The organism is Falsirhodobacter deserti, assembly GCF_004015795.1.
GTDB lineage: Bacteria > Pseudomonadota > Alphaproteobacteria > Rhodobacterales > Rhodobacteraceae > Falsirhodobacter > Falsirhodobacter deserti.
This window is the reverse complement of record NZ_ML137218.1, coordinates 184,476-201,176: the sequence shown is the minus strand read 5'-3', so window position 1 is coordinate 201,176 and position 16,701 is coordinate 184,476. Positions and strand designations below refer to the sequence as shown.

Annotated in this window: 12 protein-coding genes; 4 read left to right on the top strand and 8 right to left on the bottom strand. The window is 64.2% G+C overall.

Going from position 1 to position 16,701, the window contains the following annotated elements:
- Positions 1-8: 8 nt before the first annotated feature.
- The 3 genes from JX25_RS01005 to JX25_RS00995 form a co-directional block, all read right to left on the bottom strand.
- Positions 9-1,421: a UdgX family uracil-DNA binding protein gene (locus tag JX25_RS01005; protein WP_421779890.1), complete on the bottom strand. Its 1,413-nt coding sequence runs from the start codon at positions 1,419-1,421 to the stop codon at positions 9-11.
- Positions 1,421-2,644 (bottom strand): putative DNA modification/repair radical SAM protein, encoded by a 1,224-nt coding sequence (locus JX25_RS01000; RefSeq protein ID WP_128253272.1) that lies wholly within the window; start codon positions 2,642-2,644, stop codon positions 1,421-1,423. Before JX25_RS01000 ends, JX25_RS01005 begins: the two co-directional genes overlap by 1 nt.
- Positions 2,645-2,865: 221 nt before the next feature.
- Positions 2,866-3,525, bottom strand: coding sequence for a PRC-barrel domain-containing protein (locus JX25_RS00995; RefSeq protein ID WP_164876024.1), 660 nt, complete (start codon positions 3,523-3,525; stop codon positions 2,866-2,868).
- A 145-nt stretch (positions 3,526-3,670) separates the two neighbouring features.
- On the opposite strand from JX25_RS00995, the gene treY reads away from it, so the two are divergent.
- From treY to glgX, 3 genes are all read left to right on the top strand, one after another.
- Positions 3,671-5,905, top strand: a complete 2,235-nt coding sequence (gene treY / locus JX25_RS00990; RefSeq protein ID WP_164876023.1) for a malto-oligosyltrehalose synthase — start codon at positions 3,671-3,673, stop codon at positions 5,903-5,905.
- Positions 5,906-6,029: 124 nt separating this feature from the next.
- Positions 6,030-7,250 (top strand): sugar phosphate nucleotidyltransferase, encoded by a 1,221-nt coding sequence (locus tag JX25_RS00985; RefSeq protein ID WP_128253269.1) that lies wholly within the window; start codon positions 6,030-6,032, stop codon positions 7,248-7,250.
- The gene (gene glgX / locus JX25_RS00980; RefSeq protein WP_128253268.1) at positions 7,250-9,289 is read left to right on the top strand and encodes a glycogen debranching protein GlgX; all 2,040 of its coding nucleotides are present in this window, start codon (positions 7,250-7,252) and stop codon (positions 9,287-9,289) included. Before JX25_RS00985 ends, glgX begins: the two co-directional genes overlap by 1 nt.
- Here the strand turns inward: glgX and JX25_RS00975 are convergent.
- From JX25_RS00975 to JX25_RS00955, 5 genes are all read right to left on the bottom strand, one after another.
- Complete coding sequence (locus tag JX25_RS00975; protein WP_128255133.1) at positions 9,286-10,134, bottom strand: DMT family transporter; 849 nt, start codon at positions 10,132-10,134, stop codon at positions 9,286-9,288. The genes glgX and JX25_RS00975 overlap by 4 nt on opposite strands.
- Before the next feature lie 32 nt (positions 10,135-10,166).
- The gene (locus JX25_RS00970; RefSeq protein ID WP_128253267.1) at positions 10,167-10,772 is read right to left on the bottom strand and encodes a LysE/ArgO family amino acid transporter; all 606 of its coding nucleotides are present in this window, start codon (positions 10,770-10,772) and stop codon (positions 10,167-10,169) included.
- Positions 10,773-10,858: 86 nt separating this feature from the next.
- Positions 10,859-11,602, bottom strand: a complete 744-nt coding sequence (locus JX25_RS00965; RefSeq protein WP_128253266.1) for a YebC/PmpR family DNA-binding transcriptional regulator — start codon at positions 11,600-11,602, stop codon at positions 10,859-10,861.
- Positions 11,603-11,643: 41 nt separating this feature from the next.
- Positions 11,644-13,416 (bottom strand): SLC13 family permease, encoded by a 1,773-nt coding sequence (locus JX25_RS00960; RefSeq protein ID WP_128253265.1) that lies wholly within the window; start codon positions 13,414-13,416, stop codon positions 11,644-11,646.
- Positions 13,409-14,221 (bottom strand): TIGR00282 family metallophosphoesterase, encoded by an 813-nt coding sequence (locus JX25_RS00955; RefSeq protein WP_128253264.1) that lies wholly within the window; start codon positions 14,219-14,221, stop codon positions 13,409-13,411. Before JX25_RS00955 ends, JX25_RS00960 begins: the two co-directional genes overlap by 8 nt.
- 88 nt (positions 14,222-14,309) lie before the next feature.
- On the opposite strand from JX25_RS00955, the gene JX25_RS00950 reads away from it, so the two are divergent.
- Entirely contained in the window at positions 14,310-16,700 is a 2,391-nt protein-coding gene (locus tag JX25_RS00950; RefSeq protein WP_128253263.1) for a ligase-associated DNA damage response DEXH box helicase, read from the top strand.
- Position 16,701 lies beyond the last annotated feature (1 nt).

The window sequence follows — 16,701 nt, the reverse complement described above, 5'->3', positions numbered from 1 at the left end:
CTTTTTCGTCAGAGGTATTCGGCGGCCTTTGCCAGATCGGTGCGGAACTTCGCCCGCTCCACCTTCGCAAGTTCCGGATCTGGCAGGCGCAGCAGGTAAGAAGGGTGAACCGTCACCAGAAGCGGCGTTCCGTCGCCAGCCTCTTCGAACCCGCCGCGCCGCTTCAGGATGTCCTGCCCCTTGCCGGTCAGGGATTGCAGCGCGGTTGCCCCCATCGCCACGATCAGCTTCGGACGGATCAGCCCAAGTTCGGATTGAAGCCAGACGTTGCAGGCCCTGACCTCTGCCATGTCGGGGCGCTGGTGCAGGCGGCGCTTGCCACGCGGCGAGAATTTGAAGTGCTTCACCGCGTTCGTCACGTAGACCTGCCGGCGGTCCAGCCCTGCCGCCTCGGCCTCTTCGTCAAACACCTGCCCGGCAGGGCCGACAAAGGGGCGGCCGGCCAGATCTTCCTCGTCACCCGGCTGTTCACCCACGATCACGATCTTTGCATCGCGCGGCCCTTCGCCGAACACCGTCTGCGTGGCTGGCGCATAAAGCGGGCAGCGGGTGCAGCCGGCGGCGTCGGCCCGCAGAGCATCAAGGGATCCTGCCTCTGGCGCGGGTTTGTCCGGCACCGCCATTGCCCGGGCGGCGGCAAGGCGGCGGGCGGGGGCCTCCTCGGCCTCGCGAGCCTGCATCTCGCGCACCCGCGCATCGGCATTGCGCACCAGATCGGGGATCAGGTCGGCCTCGGGCAGGTTCTTCCAGTATTTCTTCGGCATTTCCGATTGCATCGCCTTCACCATCACGCGGGCCGGGTTGAAGATACTGGCGTAATAGGTGCGCCAAAGATCCTCGGTCGCATCGGCGGGGGGGCGGGCCGTGTCGATGGTTTCCTCGAAACGAAGCGTACCGTCGAAGCGCGCCGTAACCTCGGGCGTTGCGATCACCCAGTCCATGTCGCCGAAACGCGTGGCGAAGAAGGGCGTTCCCGCTTCGACAATGCGGTGATCAGGTTCGAACCACGCCGTGAAGGCCCGGCGGGGGCCATCCGTCGGCACCTCGCGGAAGCGGACAAAGGCGTGCATCTTGTGGATGTCGCGGCGGACAGCCTTCGCCTGCTCCAGCACCTTGCGCATGGCGGGGTCGGTGCGGTCACCCCATCCCAGCCCGTCATTCAGCCGCAGAACCAGCGCATGCGCGCGGTTGAAGCGTTCGGGATCGGAATGGCAAAGGGCGGTTTCGATCTCTGCCAGCGCCTCGCGCGTGATGGACAGCTTCCGCCCTTCGTTCCGCGGCAGGTCCGCCGCCAGAAGATCGCGCGCCCCCTCGCCCACCGTCCAGCGGACAGCTTCGGGCGCCACACCTTCGGCGGCAAGACGGCGCACATGATCGCGCCACGCTGCCACCGTCCCGATGACAGGCAGCACGATCTGCATCAGAACAAGCTCAACTGTTCCGGCGGCGGGGCGAACCGGGCGCGCAGGTCCGCAGCCTCCAGCCCCCGTGCCGCCCATCCGGGAAGCGTGATGAACGGCTTGGCCTTTTTCAGCACCGCCCCCATCGCAACCAGATGTTCATACCGCACAGCTCCGCGTTTTCGCGCATCAATGATGCGATCCACCGTTTTCACCCCGAAGCCGGGAACGCGCAGCAGCGCCTCGCGCGGGGCGCGATTGATGTCGACCGGAAACGCTTCGCGGTGGGCGATGGCCCATGCCGTCTTGGGATCCAGATCCAGATCCAGCATTCCCTTGCCCGCAACCTCGTCCACCTCGAAGCCATAGAAGCGCAGCAGCCAGTCGGCCTGATACAGCCGGTGTTCCCGCATCAGCGGCGGCTTCACCAGCGGCAGCATGCGTGACGCATCCGGGATGGGCGAAAAGGCGGAATAGTAAACGCGGCTGAGTTTGTAGTTGGCGTAAAGGTTCGCCGACTGGCCAAGAATAGCCCGGTCATCGGCACCGTCCGCGCCCACGATCATCTGGGTGGACTGGCCGGCAGGCGCAAAGCGGGCGCGCGTCTTGCCGGTATGCGTCACCTCTCGCGACTCCTCGCGCTTCAGGCGGACGGCACCCATTGCGCGGCGGATGCCGGTGGCGGATTTTTCGGGCGCAAGATCCGACAAGGCGCGTTCTGTCGGCAGCTCCACATTGATCGAAAGGCGGTCGGCATATTTCCCCGCCTCGTCGATCAGTTCGGGAGAGGCGTCGGGAATGGTCTTGAGGTGAATATAGCCGCGGAAATTCTCCACCTCGCGCAGTGTCTTTGCGATCCGCACCATGTCCGCCATGGTGTCATCCGGACTGCGGATGATGCCCGAAGACAGGAACAGCCCTTCGATATAGTTGCGGCGATAGAATTCCATTGTCAGACGCACAACCTCCTCCACCGAGAAGCGGGCCCGTTCCACCTTCGAGGAGACGCGGTTCACGCAATAGGCACAGTCATAGATGCAAAAGTTCGTCATCAGGATCTTCAGCAGGCTGATGCAGCGCCCGTCGGGTGCATAGGCATGACAGATGCCTGAACCGCCTGAACTGCCCACGCCCTTGCCGTCGGACGAATCTCTCCGCTCCCCTCCCGAGGATGCGCAGGAGGCGTCATATTTCGCGGCATCCGAAAGGATGGCCAGTTTATCGGTCAGGGTGCGGCGGCTCATATGTTCGATATATGTTCGCAAAAATTCGCCTTCAAGAGCGACAAAAGCGATACGCGTTAACGATTAATTAACTTTTAAGGCGGCCGTGAGAACGATTTCATTTTGCGGTTGTGTAATTGTGTCGTAACAAAGGCCGTGGGTGCGAATAGTGTGACGGTTAACGAGTATAAAAAAGCGGCGGCGAAGTTTCCTTCGCCGCCGTCCCGTTAGGTCCTTCTGGATCAGCCTTCGTATTCAGGCAGATCTTTCAGCTGGTCTTCCGTCATCGAGGTGTAGCCACGTACTTCCTCGCCGTCGGTTTGTTGGAAGAAGGTCAGCTCCGACACGTTCAGGGCGACCGGCTTGGCGCCAATGCCCAGGAAGCCGCCGACATCCAGCACCACCTGTTCCGGCATGCCCTGTTCGGGGGTCACTTCACTGACGGTGCCGACAGCGCTGTCTTCGGCATCATAGATCGAAGCATCGGCCAGCATCTCGGCGTTCAGCTGTTCCATCATCACCGGCTCGTACCCTTCGGGCGGCGTGATCGTGGAGCTTGTCTGGGCGTCTGCGGAATTCGTCGTCGTGGTCGTGTCCGGCGCAGCGGCGTCCGGCTCGCTCATCGATTCGGTGGCCGGTTCGCCACCTTCATCGCCGGTATCAACCTCGGATTCAGTTGGCGAGGCGCTGTTGCCCGTCAGCGGTGCCTGCTCCTGCCCGGTGGCGGTGGTGGACTCGTCCCCTTCGGGTGCCATCGGCTCGGTGGTCGTGCTGGTGCCCTCGGTTGCTACCGGTGGCGTCGTGGTGCTGTTTCCTTCCGGAGCAGCCGGCGCCGTGGTCTGAGCCAGGGCCATGCCCGAAGTCAGGGCGAGAATGGCGGTAGAAAGTGCGAACTTGTTCATCACGTCTCTCCTTACTGTCGCCGCACGGTATTGCGCAGCTATCGGGCCAGTAACGGGACCGCTTGCACAAAGGTTCCGCAGCTCATGGGTGGAACCGGCGGGTTCCAGCCGTGTTGCAGTCCCGTCCCCGCATACGAGGAATCCCATGCGTCTTCCCACAGCCCTTTATCACCTGCTTTTGCGTGACGGTCGCACCTTCCAAACGGGAATCGAGATTCTGCCGCATCTGAAGCGGCTCGGGATCAGCCACCTATACCTGTCGCCGATCTTTCAGGCGACGGAAGGCTCCACCCATGGATATGACATCACGGATCCCACGCGGATCGATGAAAGCCTTGGCGGGCGCGAGGGGTTTTCCGATCTTGCCCGCGCCGCACGCGAAGCGGGGATCGCGATCGTGCTGGACATCGTGCCGAACCACACGGCCTTCAATCTGCAGAACCCGTGGCTTGTGGATGTGCTGCGCAACGGCAAGGACAGCCGGTATGCCCGCTGCTTCGACATCGACTGGTCCAAGGGGCGGCTGCCGGTTCCCTTCCTGACCGCTCCGTTCAGCGAGCGCCTGCCCCATATGAAGCTGACGGCCGATGATGGCGGACAGATCGTCGATGATGCGCTTGCCTTCCCCCTGCGCCCCGGCACCCTGCCCGATACCGGCCTTGATGATGCGGAAACCATCGCCCGCGTGCATGACGAACAGCATTACCGCCTGACCTTCTGGGAGATGGAGCGCGACAGCATCACGCATCGGCGCTTCTTCAACGTGACCGGCCTGATCGGCATGCGGGTAGAGGACGAGCAGGTGTTCCAGGACACCCATGCCCTGATCTTCGAGCTTGTCCGGAATGGCGACGTGCAGGGCCTGCGGGTCGATCACATCGACGGGCTTGCCGATCCCGCGCAATATCTGGACAGACTGGCAAAGGAACTGCCGGATACCCCGGTCTGGGTCGAAAAGATCCTGTCCGGACCCGAATGCCTGCCAAAGTCATGGCGCACGATGGGCACCACGGGGTACGAGTCGGGCCGCGCGCTGGCCCGGGTGCTGACGGACGCCAAGGGTTTCGCCGCCATCGATGCGGCATGGCGCGAGGCGACCGGCATCACCGGCGACTTTGAGTCCGCACTGCAAGCCGCCAAGGACGAAGTCGCGCAGGGCGACCTTGCTGCCGAACTTGGCCAGCTTGTTGAACTTGGCCGCACCGCGCTTGGCCCGCAGGCCGAAGCGGGCGATGCATGGCTGCGCGAGGCGGTCCTTGCCCTGTTGCGCCACTTCCCCCGCTATCGCACTTATTTCAGCGACACGGCCACCAGCGCTGAAGATCGCCGGATCATGGAAGAAACCGTGCAGGCCGCCGCCCGCGATCTGCGGACCGACCGCGTGGCGCGGCTGCTGGCGCGGGTGGTGACGGACGCGAAAACACCTGCCGAACGCACCTTCCGCAGTCGCTTCCAGCAGGTGACGGGCGCGCTTCTGGCCAAATCGCACGAGGACACGGCCGCCTTCCGCTGGAACCGCTATCTTGCCGCGAACGAGGTGGGCGGCCTTCCGGACGAGGCGGTGCTGGACGTCGCCGGCTTCGACCGCTTCCTGCAGGGCATCGCGCCGGGGCATGTCAACCTCACCTCCACCCATGACACGAAGCGGTCAGAGGATGCGCGGATGCGCATCGTGGCGATCAGCCATCTGCCGCGCCAGTTCCAGTCGCTTTGGGCCGATGCGAACCGCCTTCCCGAGGCGGAGGCCGTAGATCCCAACCTGCGCTGGTATATCGTGCAGACGCTTCTGGCGATGTGGGAAAAGGATCGCGGCGATCTGGGCGACCGACTGCACCAGCACCTTGAAAAAGCAATGCGCGAGGCAAAGCAGATCACCAACTGGACCCATCCCCGCACCAATGCCGAGGCGCCGCCACTTGCCTTCGCCGCCGCGCTTCTGAACCGCTGGAACACCCGCCTGCCCGAGGCTGCCTGCGCGTTGATCCGCCGCGCGGACTGCCTCAGCCTTGCGCAACTGGCGTTGAAGCTTTCGATGCCGGGCATCCCCTACATCTATCAGGGAACCGAGGGGATGGCGCATCACCTGACCGACCCCGACAACCGCCTGCCGGTGGATTTCGCGCGGGTTGCGCTGCTGGACGGGCCGAAGGCGCGGCTGACGCGGGCGCTGATGGCGCTGCGCCGCGATCATCCAGGGTTTTTCGAGACAGCCTCGGCACATGCGGACGAACCCGCCCCCCACCGGCTGCGCCTGCTGCGCGAGGGAGACGAGGGGCGACTGGAAGTGACCATCGCGCTGGACGGATGCGACCTGCCCCGCGGCACGGTCTGGCCAGATCAGGGCGGCGCAATCGCGATTTCATGGCAGGGAAAGGAGTGACGCCGCCGCCGGAACAGGCAGATATATGAAAAGTTGCAGAAGTGAACATTTTATCCCGCATAGGTGGAACCTGAAGCTGCTTTAAGTAGTTCAACGAAGGTCCAGCTGCGCGGGGAGCACGAGCATGACGATCTCAACCACATTAGATACAAGCCGGACGCTGGGCGTTCTTCTTGCCGGGGGACAGGGATCGCGGCTCTACGAGCTGACACGGAACGAGTGCAAGCCGGCGCTCGCCTTCGGCGACAATCGCCGCATCGTGGATTTCACGCTGGCCGGTGCCGCCCGCTCGGGGATCCGCAACCTGATCGTAGGCACGCAATACTGCCCCGAAACGCTGAACATGCACATGCGCCACCGCTGGCAGAAGACGTTCGACCGGATCTCGCTGCGCCACGGCCCGACAGTGACGGGAACCGAGGCAGGCTATACGGGAACTGCCGCCGTTCTTGCCGCCAACCTGGCCGAGATTGACGCATCGGGCGCGGAAGAGGTTGTCGTTCTGGCAGGCGACCATGTCTATGACATGGATCTGGCCGCGATGATCAGGGATCACCGCGCCACGGGTGCCGATGCGACGGTGGCGGTGGATGCCGTTCCGCTGCGCGAGGCATCAGCTTTCGGTGTGATGGGCACCGATGCGGACAGCCGGATCCGCATGTTCGTTGAGAAACCCGCCAATCCGCCGCACATGCCGGGTGATCCGTCGCGTGCCTTGGCCAGCATGGGCATCTATGTGTTCAACTGGCGCTGGCTGCGCCCCGTTCTGATCGCGGATATGGCCGATCCCCGCTCCGGTCATGATTTTGGCAACGACATCCTGCCCCGGGCCGTGGCCGACGGGCATGCCTTTGCACATACCCGCCCTGTCGATGCCGAAGGCCGCGCGCCTTACTGGCGCGATGTCGGCACGCTGGATTCCTTCCGCCAGACATGGATCGACCTGCGCGACGGTCAGGCCCGCTGTCGCCTGCCCGAACACATCGCGGGACGACGGGATCTGGATCCCGGGCATGACGGCTTTACCGGATATGCACTGCATGCCGGCGGCCTGTCGCTGACCCCGCCAATGTCGGGCGGCCGCCGCTGGACGCTGCTGGATGAAACCGTCGTCATGCCGGGCGCACGGATCGAACCCGGTGCGCGCCTGACCCGCGCTATCGTCGCCCCCGGCTGCACCGTCCCCTCGGACCTGACCGTTGGCGAAGATCAGGCCGAAGATGCCCGCTGGTTCCGCGTCACCCCGGGCGGCACCACTCTTCTGACGCAAGCCATGCTGGACCGCCGGGACGCTGCACGCGCGCGGCCCCGCCAGTCTGCCGAACTTACGATGGGCCACATCTGATGACATTCGCCTTTGACCGTGAGGCCTCCCGCTCGGACGTTCTGGGCGCGGAGGTGGATGCCGACGGCACCAACTTCGCCATCTTTTCCGACAACGCCACCCGGGTCGAACTCTGCCTGTTCGACAAGACCGGCGAGACGGAGATCCAGCGGCTGGACATGCCGATCATGGAAGGGGGGATCTGGCATGGCTATCTGCCCGGCATCCGCCCCGGCCAGCCCTATGGCTATCGCGTTCACGGCCCTTACGAGCCGGAGAACGGTCACCGTTTCAATCCCAACAAGCTGCTGCTTGATCCTTACGCACGCGAGATTGTGGGCCACACGAAGTGGGATGAATCGCTGTTCGGCTATGCCCTGCCCGGCGACGATCTGACCTTCGATGAACGCGACAGCGCGCCCTTCATGCCCAAGGCCGTTGTCACCGATCCCGATTTCGACTGGGAAGCCGAACGTGCGCTGCATTACCGCTGGTCCGACACCTTGATTGTCGAGGCGCATGTGAAGGGCCTGACCCAGCTGCATCCCGGTGTTCCCGAAGCCGATCGTGGCACCTTTGCCGGCCTCGCCTCCGATGCCGTGATCGAACATCTTCACCGCATCGGCGCCACCGCGATCGAGCTTTTGCCGATCCACGGCTTCCTGCATGACCAGCATCTTCAGGAAAAAGGGCTGAACAACTACTGGGGTTACAACTCCATCGCGTTCTTTGCCCCGCATCGCGGCTATCTGAAAACCGGCAACCCGCGAGAGATGAAGGCTGCGATCCGCAAGCTCCACAAGGCCGGGATCGAGGTGATCCTCGATGTTGTCTACAACCACACCGCCGAAGGGAACGAGCGGGGGCCGACGCTGTCCTTCAAGGGCATCGACAACGCCTCCTACTACCTGCTCAGCCCGGAAAACCCGCGCCACGCCTTTGACACGACCGGCACCGGCAACACGCTGAACGTGGCCCATCCGATGGTGCTGCGCATGGTGCTGGACTCGCTGCGTTACTGGGTTCAGGTGATGCATGTGGACGGGTTCCGCTTCGATCTCGCCTCCACTCTTGGCCGGGAACCGCAGGGGTTCGAACGCGAAGGCGCCTTCTTCGCCGCCATCCGGCAGGACCCGATCCTGTCAAAGGTGAAGCTGATCGCGGAGCCGTGGGATGTTGGCGAAGGGGGCTATCAGGTTGGCGGCTTCCCGTGGCCCTTCCGCGAATGGAATGACAAGGCGCGCGACGATCTGCGGGCCTTCTGGCGGCGCGACGAAGGCATGGTTCCTTCGGTCGGGGAACGGCTGACGGGATCGCCTGTCCAGTTCAACCACTCCCACCGGCCTGCCACCAGCTCCATCAACTTCCTTGCCGCGCATGACGGGTTCACGCTGTGGGACACCGTGTCCTTCAACGACAAGCACAACGAAGCCAATGGCGAGGATAACCGCGACGGCCATTCCCATAACCTTTCGGACAATATGGGTGTCGAAGGGGCAACGGATGACGAAGGCGTCAACGCCTCACGCGAACGGCGGGTGAAGGCGATGCTCGGCTCGCTGTTCCTCAGCCAGGGCGTGCCCATGCTCTTGGCGGGGGACGAGATCGGCCAGTCGCAGAATGGCAACAACAACGCCTATTGCCAAGACAACGAGATCGCTTGGCTTCACTGGGACAAGGCGCGCGATAACCTGACACAGGCGGTGGCCGATCTGGTCGCATTCCGCAAAGAAGTCGAACTGGCGCGCATCCGCTGGGCCACAGATCCGACCGATGATCTGGATGGGCCGAAGGTGATGTGGCACCACGCCGAAGGCAGACTGATGACGGAAGAAGATTGGGCCGACACTTCTTCCGAACTTGTCGCGATGACGCTGGCCACCGACAAGACCGAGGTGCTGATCATCCTGAATGCAGGCGATGACGGCGATTTCGTGCTGCCCGAAGGGAACTGGATCAAGCGCATCGACACGGCGCTGGACCCGGTGGCCTGCAGCGAAGCTGTCAGCGGAAAAGTGCCGCTGAACTGGCAAAGCGCCTGCGCCTTCATCCGCGCCTAGACCGCAGCCGCCGGCGTTGCGCGACGCCGGCGCAATGCATCGCGCCATGTCAGATAGGCGATGGCCCCGATGATGATCGCGCCGCCCAGCAGCACGAAGGGATCCACAGCCTCGCCAAAGGCAAGCCAGCCCAGAAGAGTGGCCCAGATCAGTTGCAGGAACACGACCGGCTGCGTCACGGTAACAGGGGCGCAGTCGAAGGCGCGGGTCATGAAGTAATGCGCCATGGTGGCGAAGATCGCCGCCAGCGCCAGCAGAACAAGCTGCGGCACCGTGACCGGCACCCAGACCCAAAGCGCCAGTGGCAGCAGAAAGATCGTCACCATGACGGACATCATCGCCACCACGACGCCCGCGGGCGCAATCTGCGACAGGCGCTTGGCCGTAAGGTAGCTTCCCGCAAAAAAGAACGCCGCGCAAAGCTGCGAAACATGCCCCGGTTCGATCACCCGCACGCCCGGCCGCAGCACGATCAATGTGCCGACCAGCGCCGCTGCGATGGCAAAAACGCGCGGCCATGACATCCCTTCACGGAACAGCAGCGCGCCGCCCACCGTCACCAGAACGGGGTTGAGGTAGTTGATCGCCGTCACCTCGGCCACGGGAATGCGGGCCATGGCGAAGAACCAGCAAACCACGGCCGCCGTGTGGAACAGCCCGCGCAGGCTGAACAGCCGCCACGCGCTGGCGGGAAGCCTGGCGCGCAACAGCTGCGGCATCACCGGCAGAAGGAACAACACCCCGAAGGCAAAGCGCAGGAATGCCCCCTGCGCGGCGGGAATCTCGGTCCCCAGCGCCCGGACGACACCGTTGACGGCCACAAAGCTGAAGCCCGAGGCCAGCATCCAGAGGATACCGTGAAGCGGACGGTCCTGCTTCATCGGTCGATCACGAGCGAAGCCGCGATCGCCCACATGATAATACCCACGACCACCTCCAGCACCACCCAAGCGCGGGGCTGCCGGAAGACCGGCGCCAGCACCCGTGCACCATAGCCAAGGGCCGCAAAGAACACCAGCGAGGCTGCAACGGCACCTGCCCCGAAGGCCCCCTCATGCGGGGCATGCTGCGCCGCGACGGATCCGATCAGCATCAGCGTGTCCAGATAGACATGCGGGTTTGCCCATGTCAGCAGCAGGCAGGTCATGATCGCGCGGCGGCGCGGAACAGGGGCGCCGCTTTCGGGGATCAGCGCCTCGCCGCCCTGCCACGCGGCGCGGAACCGCAGTGCGCCGTAAACCAGCAGAAAGACCGCCCCTGCCCAGCGCATCGCCTGCCCCAGCCACGGAAGCGCCTGCGCCGCCGCTCCGAAACCGGCCACCCCCGTCGCGATCAGCACCGCATCCGACAGCGCACAGATGGCCACCACCGTGCCCACATGTTCCCGCCGCAGGCCCTGCCGCAGCACGAACGCGTTCTGCGATCCGATGGCAAGGATCAGACTGAGGGAGGTGAGGAAACCTGAAAGAAGGGCAGCGGACATCACGTGGCTTTTCGGGTGCTGGCCGTGCCGTGGCAGATGGCCGTAAGAAAAAGGCTGCACAGGCATCCTGCGCAGCCTTGAGGGGATCAGGCCAGTTGGGCGGCCACGTCCTCGGGGATGTCGAAGTTGGCGGTGACGTTCTGCACGTCATCATCTTCTTCCAGCGTGTCGATCAGCTTCATCAGCTTCTGGGCGGTTTCCAGATCGACCTCGGTGCGGGTCTGGGGCTTCCAGATCAGCTTGGCCTCGGTCGCCTCCCCCAGGGACGCCTCCAGCGCGTCGGACACGGCGGCCAGATCGTCCATCGGGCAATAGATCCAGTGCCCGTCCTCGTCCGATTCCACATCCTCGGCGCCTGCTTCCAGCGCGGCCATCATGACGGTATCGGCGTCGCCGGCGCTGGCGGGATAGGTGATTTCACCCATCCGGTCGAACATGAAGCTGACCGAACCGGTCGTGCCCATGTTGCCGCCGTTCTTCGTGAAATAGCTGCGCACGTTCGATGCCGTGCGGTTCACGTTGTCGGTCATCGTTTCCACGATGATGGCAATCCCGTTCGGGCCGTAACCTTCATAGCGCAGTTCGGTGTAATCCTCGGCGTCGCCGCCCTGCGACTTCTTGATCGCGCGGTCGATCACGTCCTTGGGCATCGACACCGACTTGGCCGCCTTTACAGCCAGGCGCAGGCGCGGGTTCTTTTCAGGATCGGGATCGCCCATCTTGGCGGCGACGGTGATCTCCTTCGCCAGCTTCGAGAACATCTTGGAGCGCAACTTGTCCTGCTTGCCCTTCCGGTGCTGGATGTTCGCCCATTTGGAATGGCCTGCCATGTCCCGTCTCCGTTCTTGTAATCCGCTGACCTATATGCCGGTCACATCGCGTATATCAAGGGGATCACGATGGCCGCGACCACCCCCATGATGATGTTCAGCGGCACGCCGATCCGCAAAAAGTCCCCGAAGGTATAACCGCCGGGTCCGTAAACCAGCAGGTTGCACTGGTATCCGATGGGCGTGGCAAAACCGAACGAGGCGCCAAGCATCACCGCGATCAGGATGGGCCGCGGATCCACCCCCAGCCCCTGCGCCAGCGCAATGGCCACCGGCGTCACGACAACCGCCACGGCGTTGTTCGACAGCAGTTCCGTCAGCAGCGAGGTCAGCGCATAGATGCAGAAGATCAGCGCCCAGCCGGGCATTCCCACAAGGGCGGGCTGACACCAGTCCACGATCATCTGCACCGCGCCGGAATGTTCCATCCCCGCGCCAACGGCGATCATGCCGAACAGCATCCCCAGAAGCCGCCCGTCGATCGAGGCGAAAGCCTCGTCGGCGTCGATGCACCGGGTGATCAGCACGATGGCCACGCCGATGAAGGCCAGCACCTCGATCGGGGCCACGTTGAACGAGGACAGCACGATGATGCCCGCAAGCACCGCGATCACAATGGGGGCGCGCTTGCGGCGGAAGGGCCGTTCGACCGGGTGGTTCACATCCACCATGTCCATGTCCGAGGCAAGGCGCTGGATATCCTCCATCCGGCCTTCCAGCAGCAGGGTGTCGCCCACTGCCACCACCAGATCCTCCAGCTGCCGGCCGATGTTCTGGTTGCGGCGATGCGCGGCCAGAACATAAACGCCATACCGGCGGCGAAGGCGCATCTCGCCAAGGCGGCGGCCGATCAGGCGGCAGCCGGGGGTGATCAGAACCTCCACCGTGCTGGTCTGCACCGAGGAAAGCTTGTCGATGGATGTCAGGTCCTTGTGGTCCTGAAAGCTCAGCAACTCCTGCATCGGGGTGCGCAACACCACGCGATCGCCAGGAACCAGCACCACCGCCCCCAGATCGCGGCGAAGCGAGGCGTCGCCCCGCAGCACGTCGATCACACGCACATCCTTGCGCTTGAACAGATCCGCCTCCAGCACGTGGGTGCCGACAAGGGCGCTGTCATGGGCGATGGCAACCTCGGTGAAGAATTTCATCTTGGACCGGTTGCCAAGCATCACGCTCATGGAATCGCGCGAGGGAAGAAGGAAGCGCCCGAAGATGGCAAGATAAAGCAGCCCCACCATCGCGATCGGAAGACCAACGGGCGTGATCTCGAAGATGCCGAAAGGTTCCAGCCCCGCCTGGCGGGCCACCCCGTCCACCACAAGGTTGGTGGAGGTGCCGACCAGCGTCATCGTTCCGCCCATGATCGACATATAGGAGAGCGGGATCAGCAGCTTCGACGGCGCGATCTTCATCGTCTGCGCCAGCTGGATGAAGACCGGAAGGAAAACCACCACCACGGGCGTGTTGTTCACGACCGCCGAAAGCGCGACGATGCCCACGCCCAGCACCGCCACCGTGTGTGCCGGGTGCGTGGTGACCCACTGGTTCGCGATCTGCGTGATGGTATCGAGCGTTCCCGTGCGAACCAGCGCCCCCACCACGATGAACATAAGCGCGATGGTCCACGGCGCGTTGTTCGACAGGATCGCCTTGGTATCGCTGATGGGCAGGATGCCCAGCACCACCATCAGCGCGGCGCCCCCGATGGCCGTAACCTCCACCGGAAAGACTTCTGTCACGAACAGCACCAGCATCACGAACAGGATCGCCAGCGCAGCCCATGGCATGATGGCCGCGGAAAGTTCAAACATCCGGAAGGGACTCCTGAAGACGACCGCCGGTGCGGATCATCACCACGCGGGTCGCGCGGCCGGTGCGGTCATCGGTTTCAACGTAAACGCCTGAAAGGGTGGCCGGTCCGCCAGCCGGTTCGAACCGCTCCTTGGGCATGCCGGTGATGAAGCGGCGAAGCGGCTCCAGCTTCTGCATGCCGATCACGCTGTCATAATCACCGCACATGCCCGCATCGGTCAGATAGGCGGTGCCGCCCGGCAGGATCTGTGCATCGCCGGTGGGAACATGGGTATGCGTGCCCACGACAAGGCTGGCACGCCCGTCGCACCAATGACCAAGGGCCATCTTCTCGCTTGTCGCTTCGCAGTGCACATCGACGATGCTGGCCTGCACCGCGCCGCCATGCGTTTTCAGCGCCGTGTCGATGGCCGAAAAGGGATCATCGAAGGGGCGCTTCATGAAAACCTGCCCCAGCACCTGCGCCACCAGCACCTTGCGCCCGTTGGTGGCGTTGAAGACCCGCGCCCCCTTGCCCGGCGCAACCTTCGAAAAGTTCAGCGGACGGATGACGCGCGGCTCGTTCTCGATGAATTGCAGCATGTCCTTCTGATCGAAGGCATGATCGCCCAGCGTCACGCAATCGGTGCCGGCATCGAGTAGCAGCTTTGCATGCCCCCCTGTCAGCCCCATGCCGCCGCTGGCATTCTCGCCATTGACCACAACAAAATCGAGCCCGAGATCGGCCCGAAGTTTCGGCAGCCGCTCGGCAATCGCCGATCGTCCCGCCCGCCCCATTACATCGCCAAGAAACATCATTTTCATGCCGCAAGCGTTAGGGAGCGCGCCGCAGGCAGGCAAGAGAATATTCATAATGCCTTCACTGCCGCCGCTGCCTGCCTATCTATGCAGCATGGATCTTCCCGCTTCGCTGTTTGACTGGTTCCTGTTGCGCGGCTGGTCGCTGCACCCCCACCAGCGCGCAATGCTGGCGGCGGCCGAAGCGCCGGCCAGCCTGCTGATCGCGCCCACAGGCGGCGGCAAGACGCTGGCCGGCTTTTTGCCGACCCTGGCCGAGGCTGCGGGCCACAAGGGTCTGCACACGCTTTACATTTCTCCGCTGAAGGCGCTGGCGGCGGATATCCGGCGCAACCTGACCGCGCCCATCGAAGGGGCACGTCTGGATATCCGGGTGGAGGACAGGACCGGCGACACCAGCCAGCACGCCCGCCGCCGCCAACGGGCCGATCCGCCGCAGATCCTGTTGACCACCCCTGAAAGCCTTGCCCTGCTGCTCAGCTATGAAGATGCGCCGCGCATCTTCGCGGGCCTGCAGCGCGTGATCGTCGACGAGATCCACGCTTTGGCCGAATCCAAGCGGGGGGACCAGTTGATGCTTGGCCTGTCGCGCCTTCAGACGCTGGCCCCCGCCATGCGGCGTGTCGGCCTTTCGGCCACGGTGGAAGATCCGCCCGCGCTTGCCCGCTTCCTTGCGCCGGAGGGCTGCCGGATCATCAACGCCGATCCCGGCCCCGATCCCGATATCGCCATGATGCACACGGATCGCAGCCCCCCTTGGGCGGGCGAAGGCGGACGCTATGCCATCCCCGATGTGCTGCGCGAGGTGAAGCGCCATAACACCACCCTCATCTTCCACAACACCCGCGCGCAGGCGGAGCTGTTCTTCCACGACCTGTGGCTGGCAAACGAAGATGCGCTGCCCATCGGCATCCATCACGGATCGCTGTCGCGCGAACAGCGCCAGCGGGTCGAAGGCGCAATGGCGGCGGGGGAATTGCGGGCCATCGTCTGCACCGGCAGCCTTGATCTGGGGATCGACTGGGGAGACGTTGATCTGGTGATCCAGGTGGGCGCGCCGAAGAACGTCAAGCGGCTGGTGCAGCGCATCGGGCGGGCGAACCACCGCTACAACGCGCCGTCAAAGGCGCTGCTTATCCCCGCCAACCGGTTCGAGGTGGTGGAATGCGTCGCCGCCCTGCAAGCCGTGAAAGCCCGCGATCTGGATGGCGAACCTCGCGGCCTTGGCCCCCGCGACGTGTTGTGCCAGCACATCCTTGCCACCGCCTGCGCGGGACCGTTCGATGCCGATGCCCTGTTCGCCGAGGTGCGCACCGCAGGACCCTATGCCGGCCTGACGCGCCGCGATTTTGACGATTGCCTCGAATTCTGCGCCACCGGGGGGTATGCGCTGGCCGCCTATGACCGCTGGCGGCGGCTGACGCAGCGGGACGGGCTGTGGCAGCTGCGCGATCCCCGCTCGGCGCTGGTGATCCGCCAGAATCTTGGCACCATCATCGACACGGAAAAGCTGAAGGTCCGCTTCAAGGGCCGCGGCGGCGCCCCGCTGGGAGAGGTGGAGGAAGGCTTCGCCGCCAGCCTGACGAAGAACGACACCTTCCTGCTGGCGGGCCAGATCGTCCGCTATGAAGGGCTGAACGAGCTGACGGTCGAAGTCTCCCGCTCCCCCGCGAAAGAGCCGCGCATCGCCATGTATGGCGGGGTGAAGGCTCCCACATCGGTCCTGCTGACGCATCGCATCCTGCAGATGTTCGAAAGCGGCGACTTCCGCGCCCTGCCCCGCCACACGGTGGAATGGCTGACGCTGCAGCAGGAGGTATCGCGCCTGCCCACCGAACACCGCCTGCTGATCGAGACGTTTCCCGATGCGGGCCGCGAATACATGTGCGTTTACGGCTTTGCGGGCCGCCACGCGATGCAAACGCTGGGGCTGCTGCTGACGCGGCGGATGGAGGTTTCGGGCCTTGCCCCGCTGGGCTTTGTCGCGACCGATTATGCCGTCCTGATCTGGGGGCTGGAAGAGGTGACCGATCCTGCCCCCCTGTTCGATCCCGCCGACCTGCGCGAAGGGCTGGAAGGCTGGCTGGCCGAGAATGCGGTGATGAAACGCACCTTCCGCAACTCTGCCGTGATCGCGGGGCTGATCGAACGCAGCCATCAGGGCCGGCGCAAGACGGGGCGGCAGGCGACGTTTTCCTCGGACATCCTGTATGACACGCTGCGCCGGTATGATCCGGATCACCTGATGCTTCAGGTCACGCGGGAAGAAGCCGAACGCGGACTGGTCGATTTCGGCCGGATCGAGGAGATGCTGGCCCGCGTGCATGGCCGGATCGACCTTGTGCGCCGTCCCCGCGTCACCCCGCTGGCCGCCCCCCTGATGCTGGAGCGCGGCCGCGTCCCTGTTGCCGGTGCCGCCCGCGAAAGGCTGATGGAGGAGGAGGCAGCGCGCCTGATGGCCGAAGCAGGCCTTTCGCCCGGCTGAC

Excerpts from the sequence above, each read along its gene's own strand:
- JX25_RS00995 (WP_164876024.1), bottom strand. The coding sequence starts at position 3,525 with ATGAACAAGTTCGCACTTTCTACCGCCATTCTCGCCCTGACTTCGGGC.
- JX25_RS00965 (WP_128253266.1), bottom strand. The coding sequence starts at position 11,602 with ATGGCAGGCCATTCCAAATGGGCGAACATCCAGCACCGGAAGGGCAAG.
- JX25_RS01005 (WP_421779890.1), bottom strand. The coding sequence starts at position 1,421 with ATGCAGATCGTGCTGCCTGTCATCGGGACGGTGGCAGCGTGGCGCGAT.
- JX25_RS00985 (WP_128253269.1), top strand. The coding sequence starts at position 6,030 with ATGACGATCTCAACCACATTAGATACAAGCCGGACGCTGGGCGTTCTT.
- JX25_RS00970 (WP_128253267.1), bottom strand. The coding sequence starts at position 10,772 with ATGTCCGCTGCCCTTCTTTCAGGTTTCCTCACCTCCCTCAGTCTGATC.
- JX25_RS00960 (WP_128253265.1), bottom strand. The coding sequence starts at position 13,416 with ATGTTTGAACTTTCCGCGGCCATCATGCCATGGGCTGCGCTGGCGATC.
- JX25_RS00950 (WP_128253263.1), top strand. The coding sequence starts at position 14,310 with ATGGATCTTCCCGCTTCGCTGTTTGACTGGTTCCTGTTGCGCGGCTGG.
- treY (WP_164876023.1), top strand. The coding sequence starts at position 3,671 with ATGCGTCTTCCCACAGCCCTTTATCACCTGCTTTTGCGTGACGGTCGC.
- glgX (WP_128253268.1), top strand. The coding sequence starts at position 7,250 with ATGACATTCGCCTTTGACCGTGAGGCCTCCCGCTCGGACGTTCTGGGC.
- JX25_RS00975 (WP_128255133.1), bottom strand. The coding sequence starts at position 10,134 with ATGCTGGCCTCGGGCTTCAGCTTTGTGGCCGTCAACGGTGTCGTCCGG.
- JX25_RS00955 (WP_128253264.1), bottom strand. The coding sequence starts at position 14,221 with ATGAAAATGATGTTTCTTGGCGATGTAATGGGGCGGGCGGGACGATCG.
- JX25_RS01000 (WP_128253272.1), bottom strand. The coding sequence starts at position 2,644 with ATGAGCCGCCGCACCCTGACCGATAAACTGGCCATCCTTTCGGATGCC.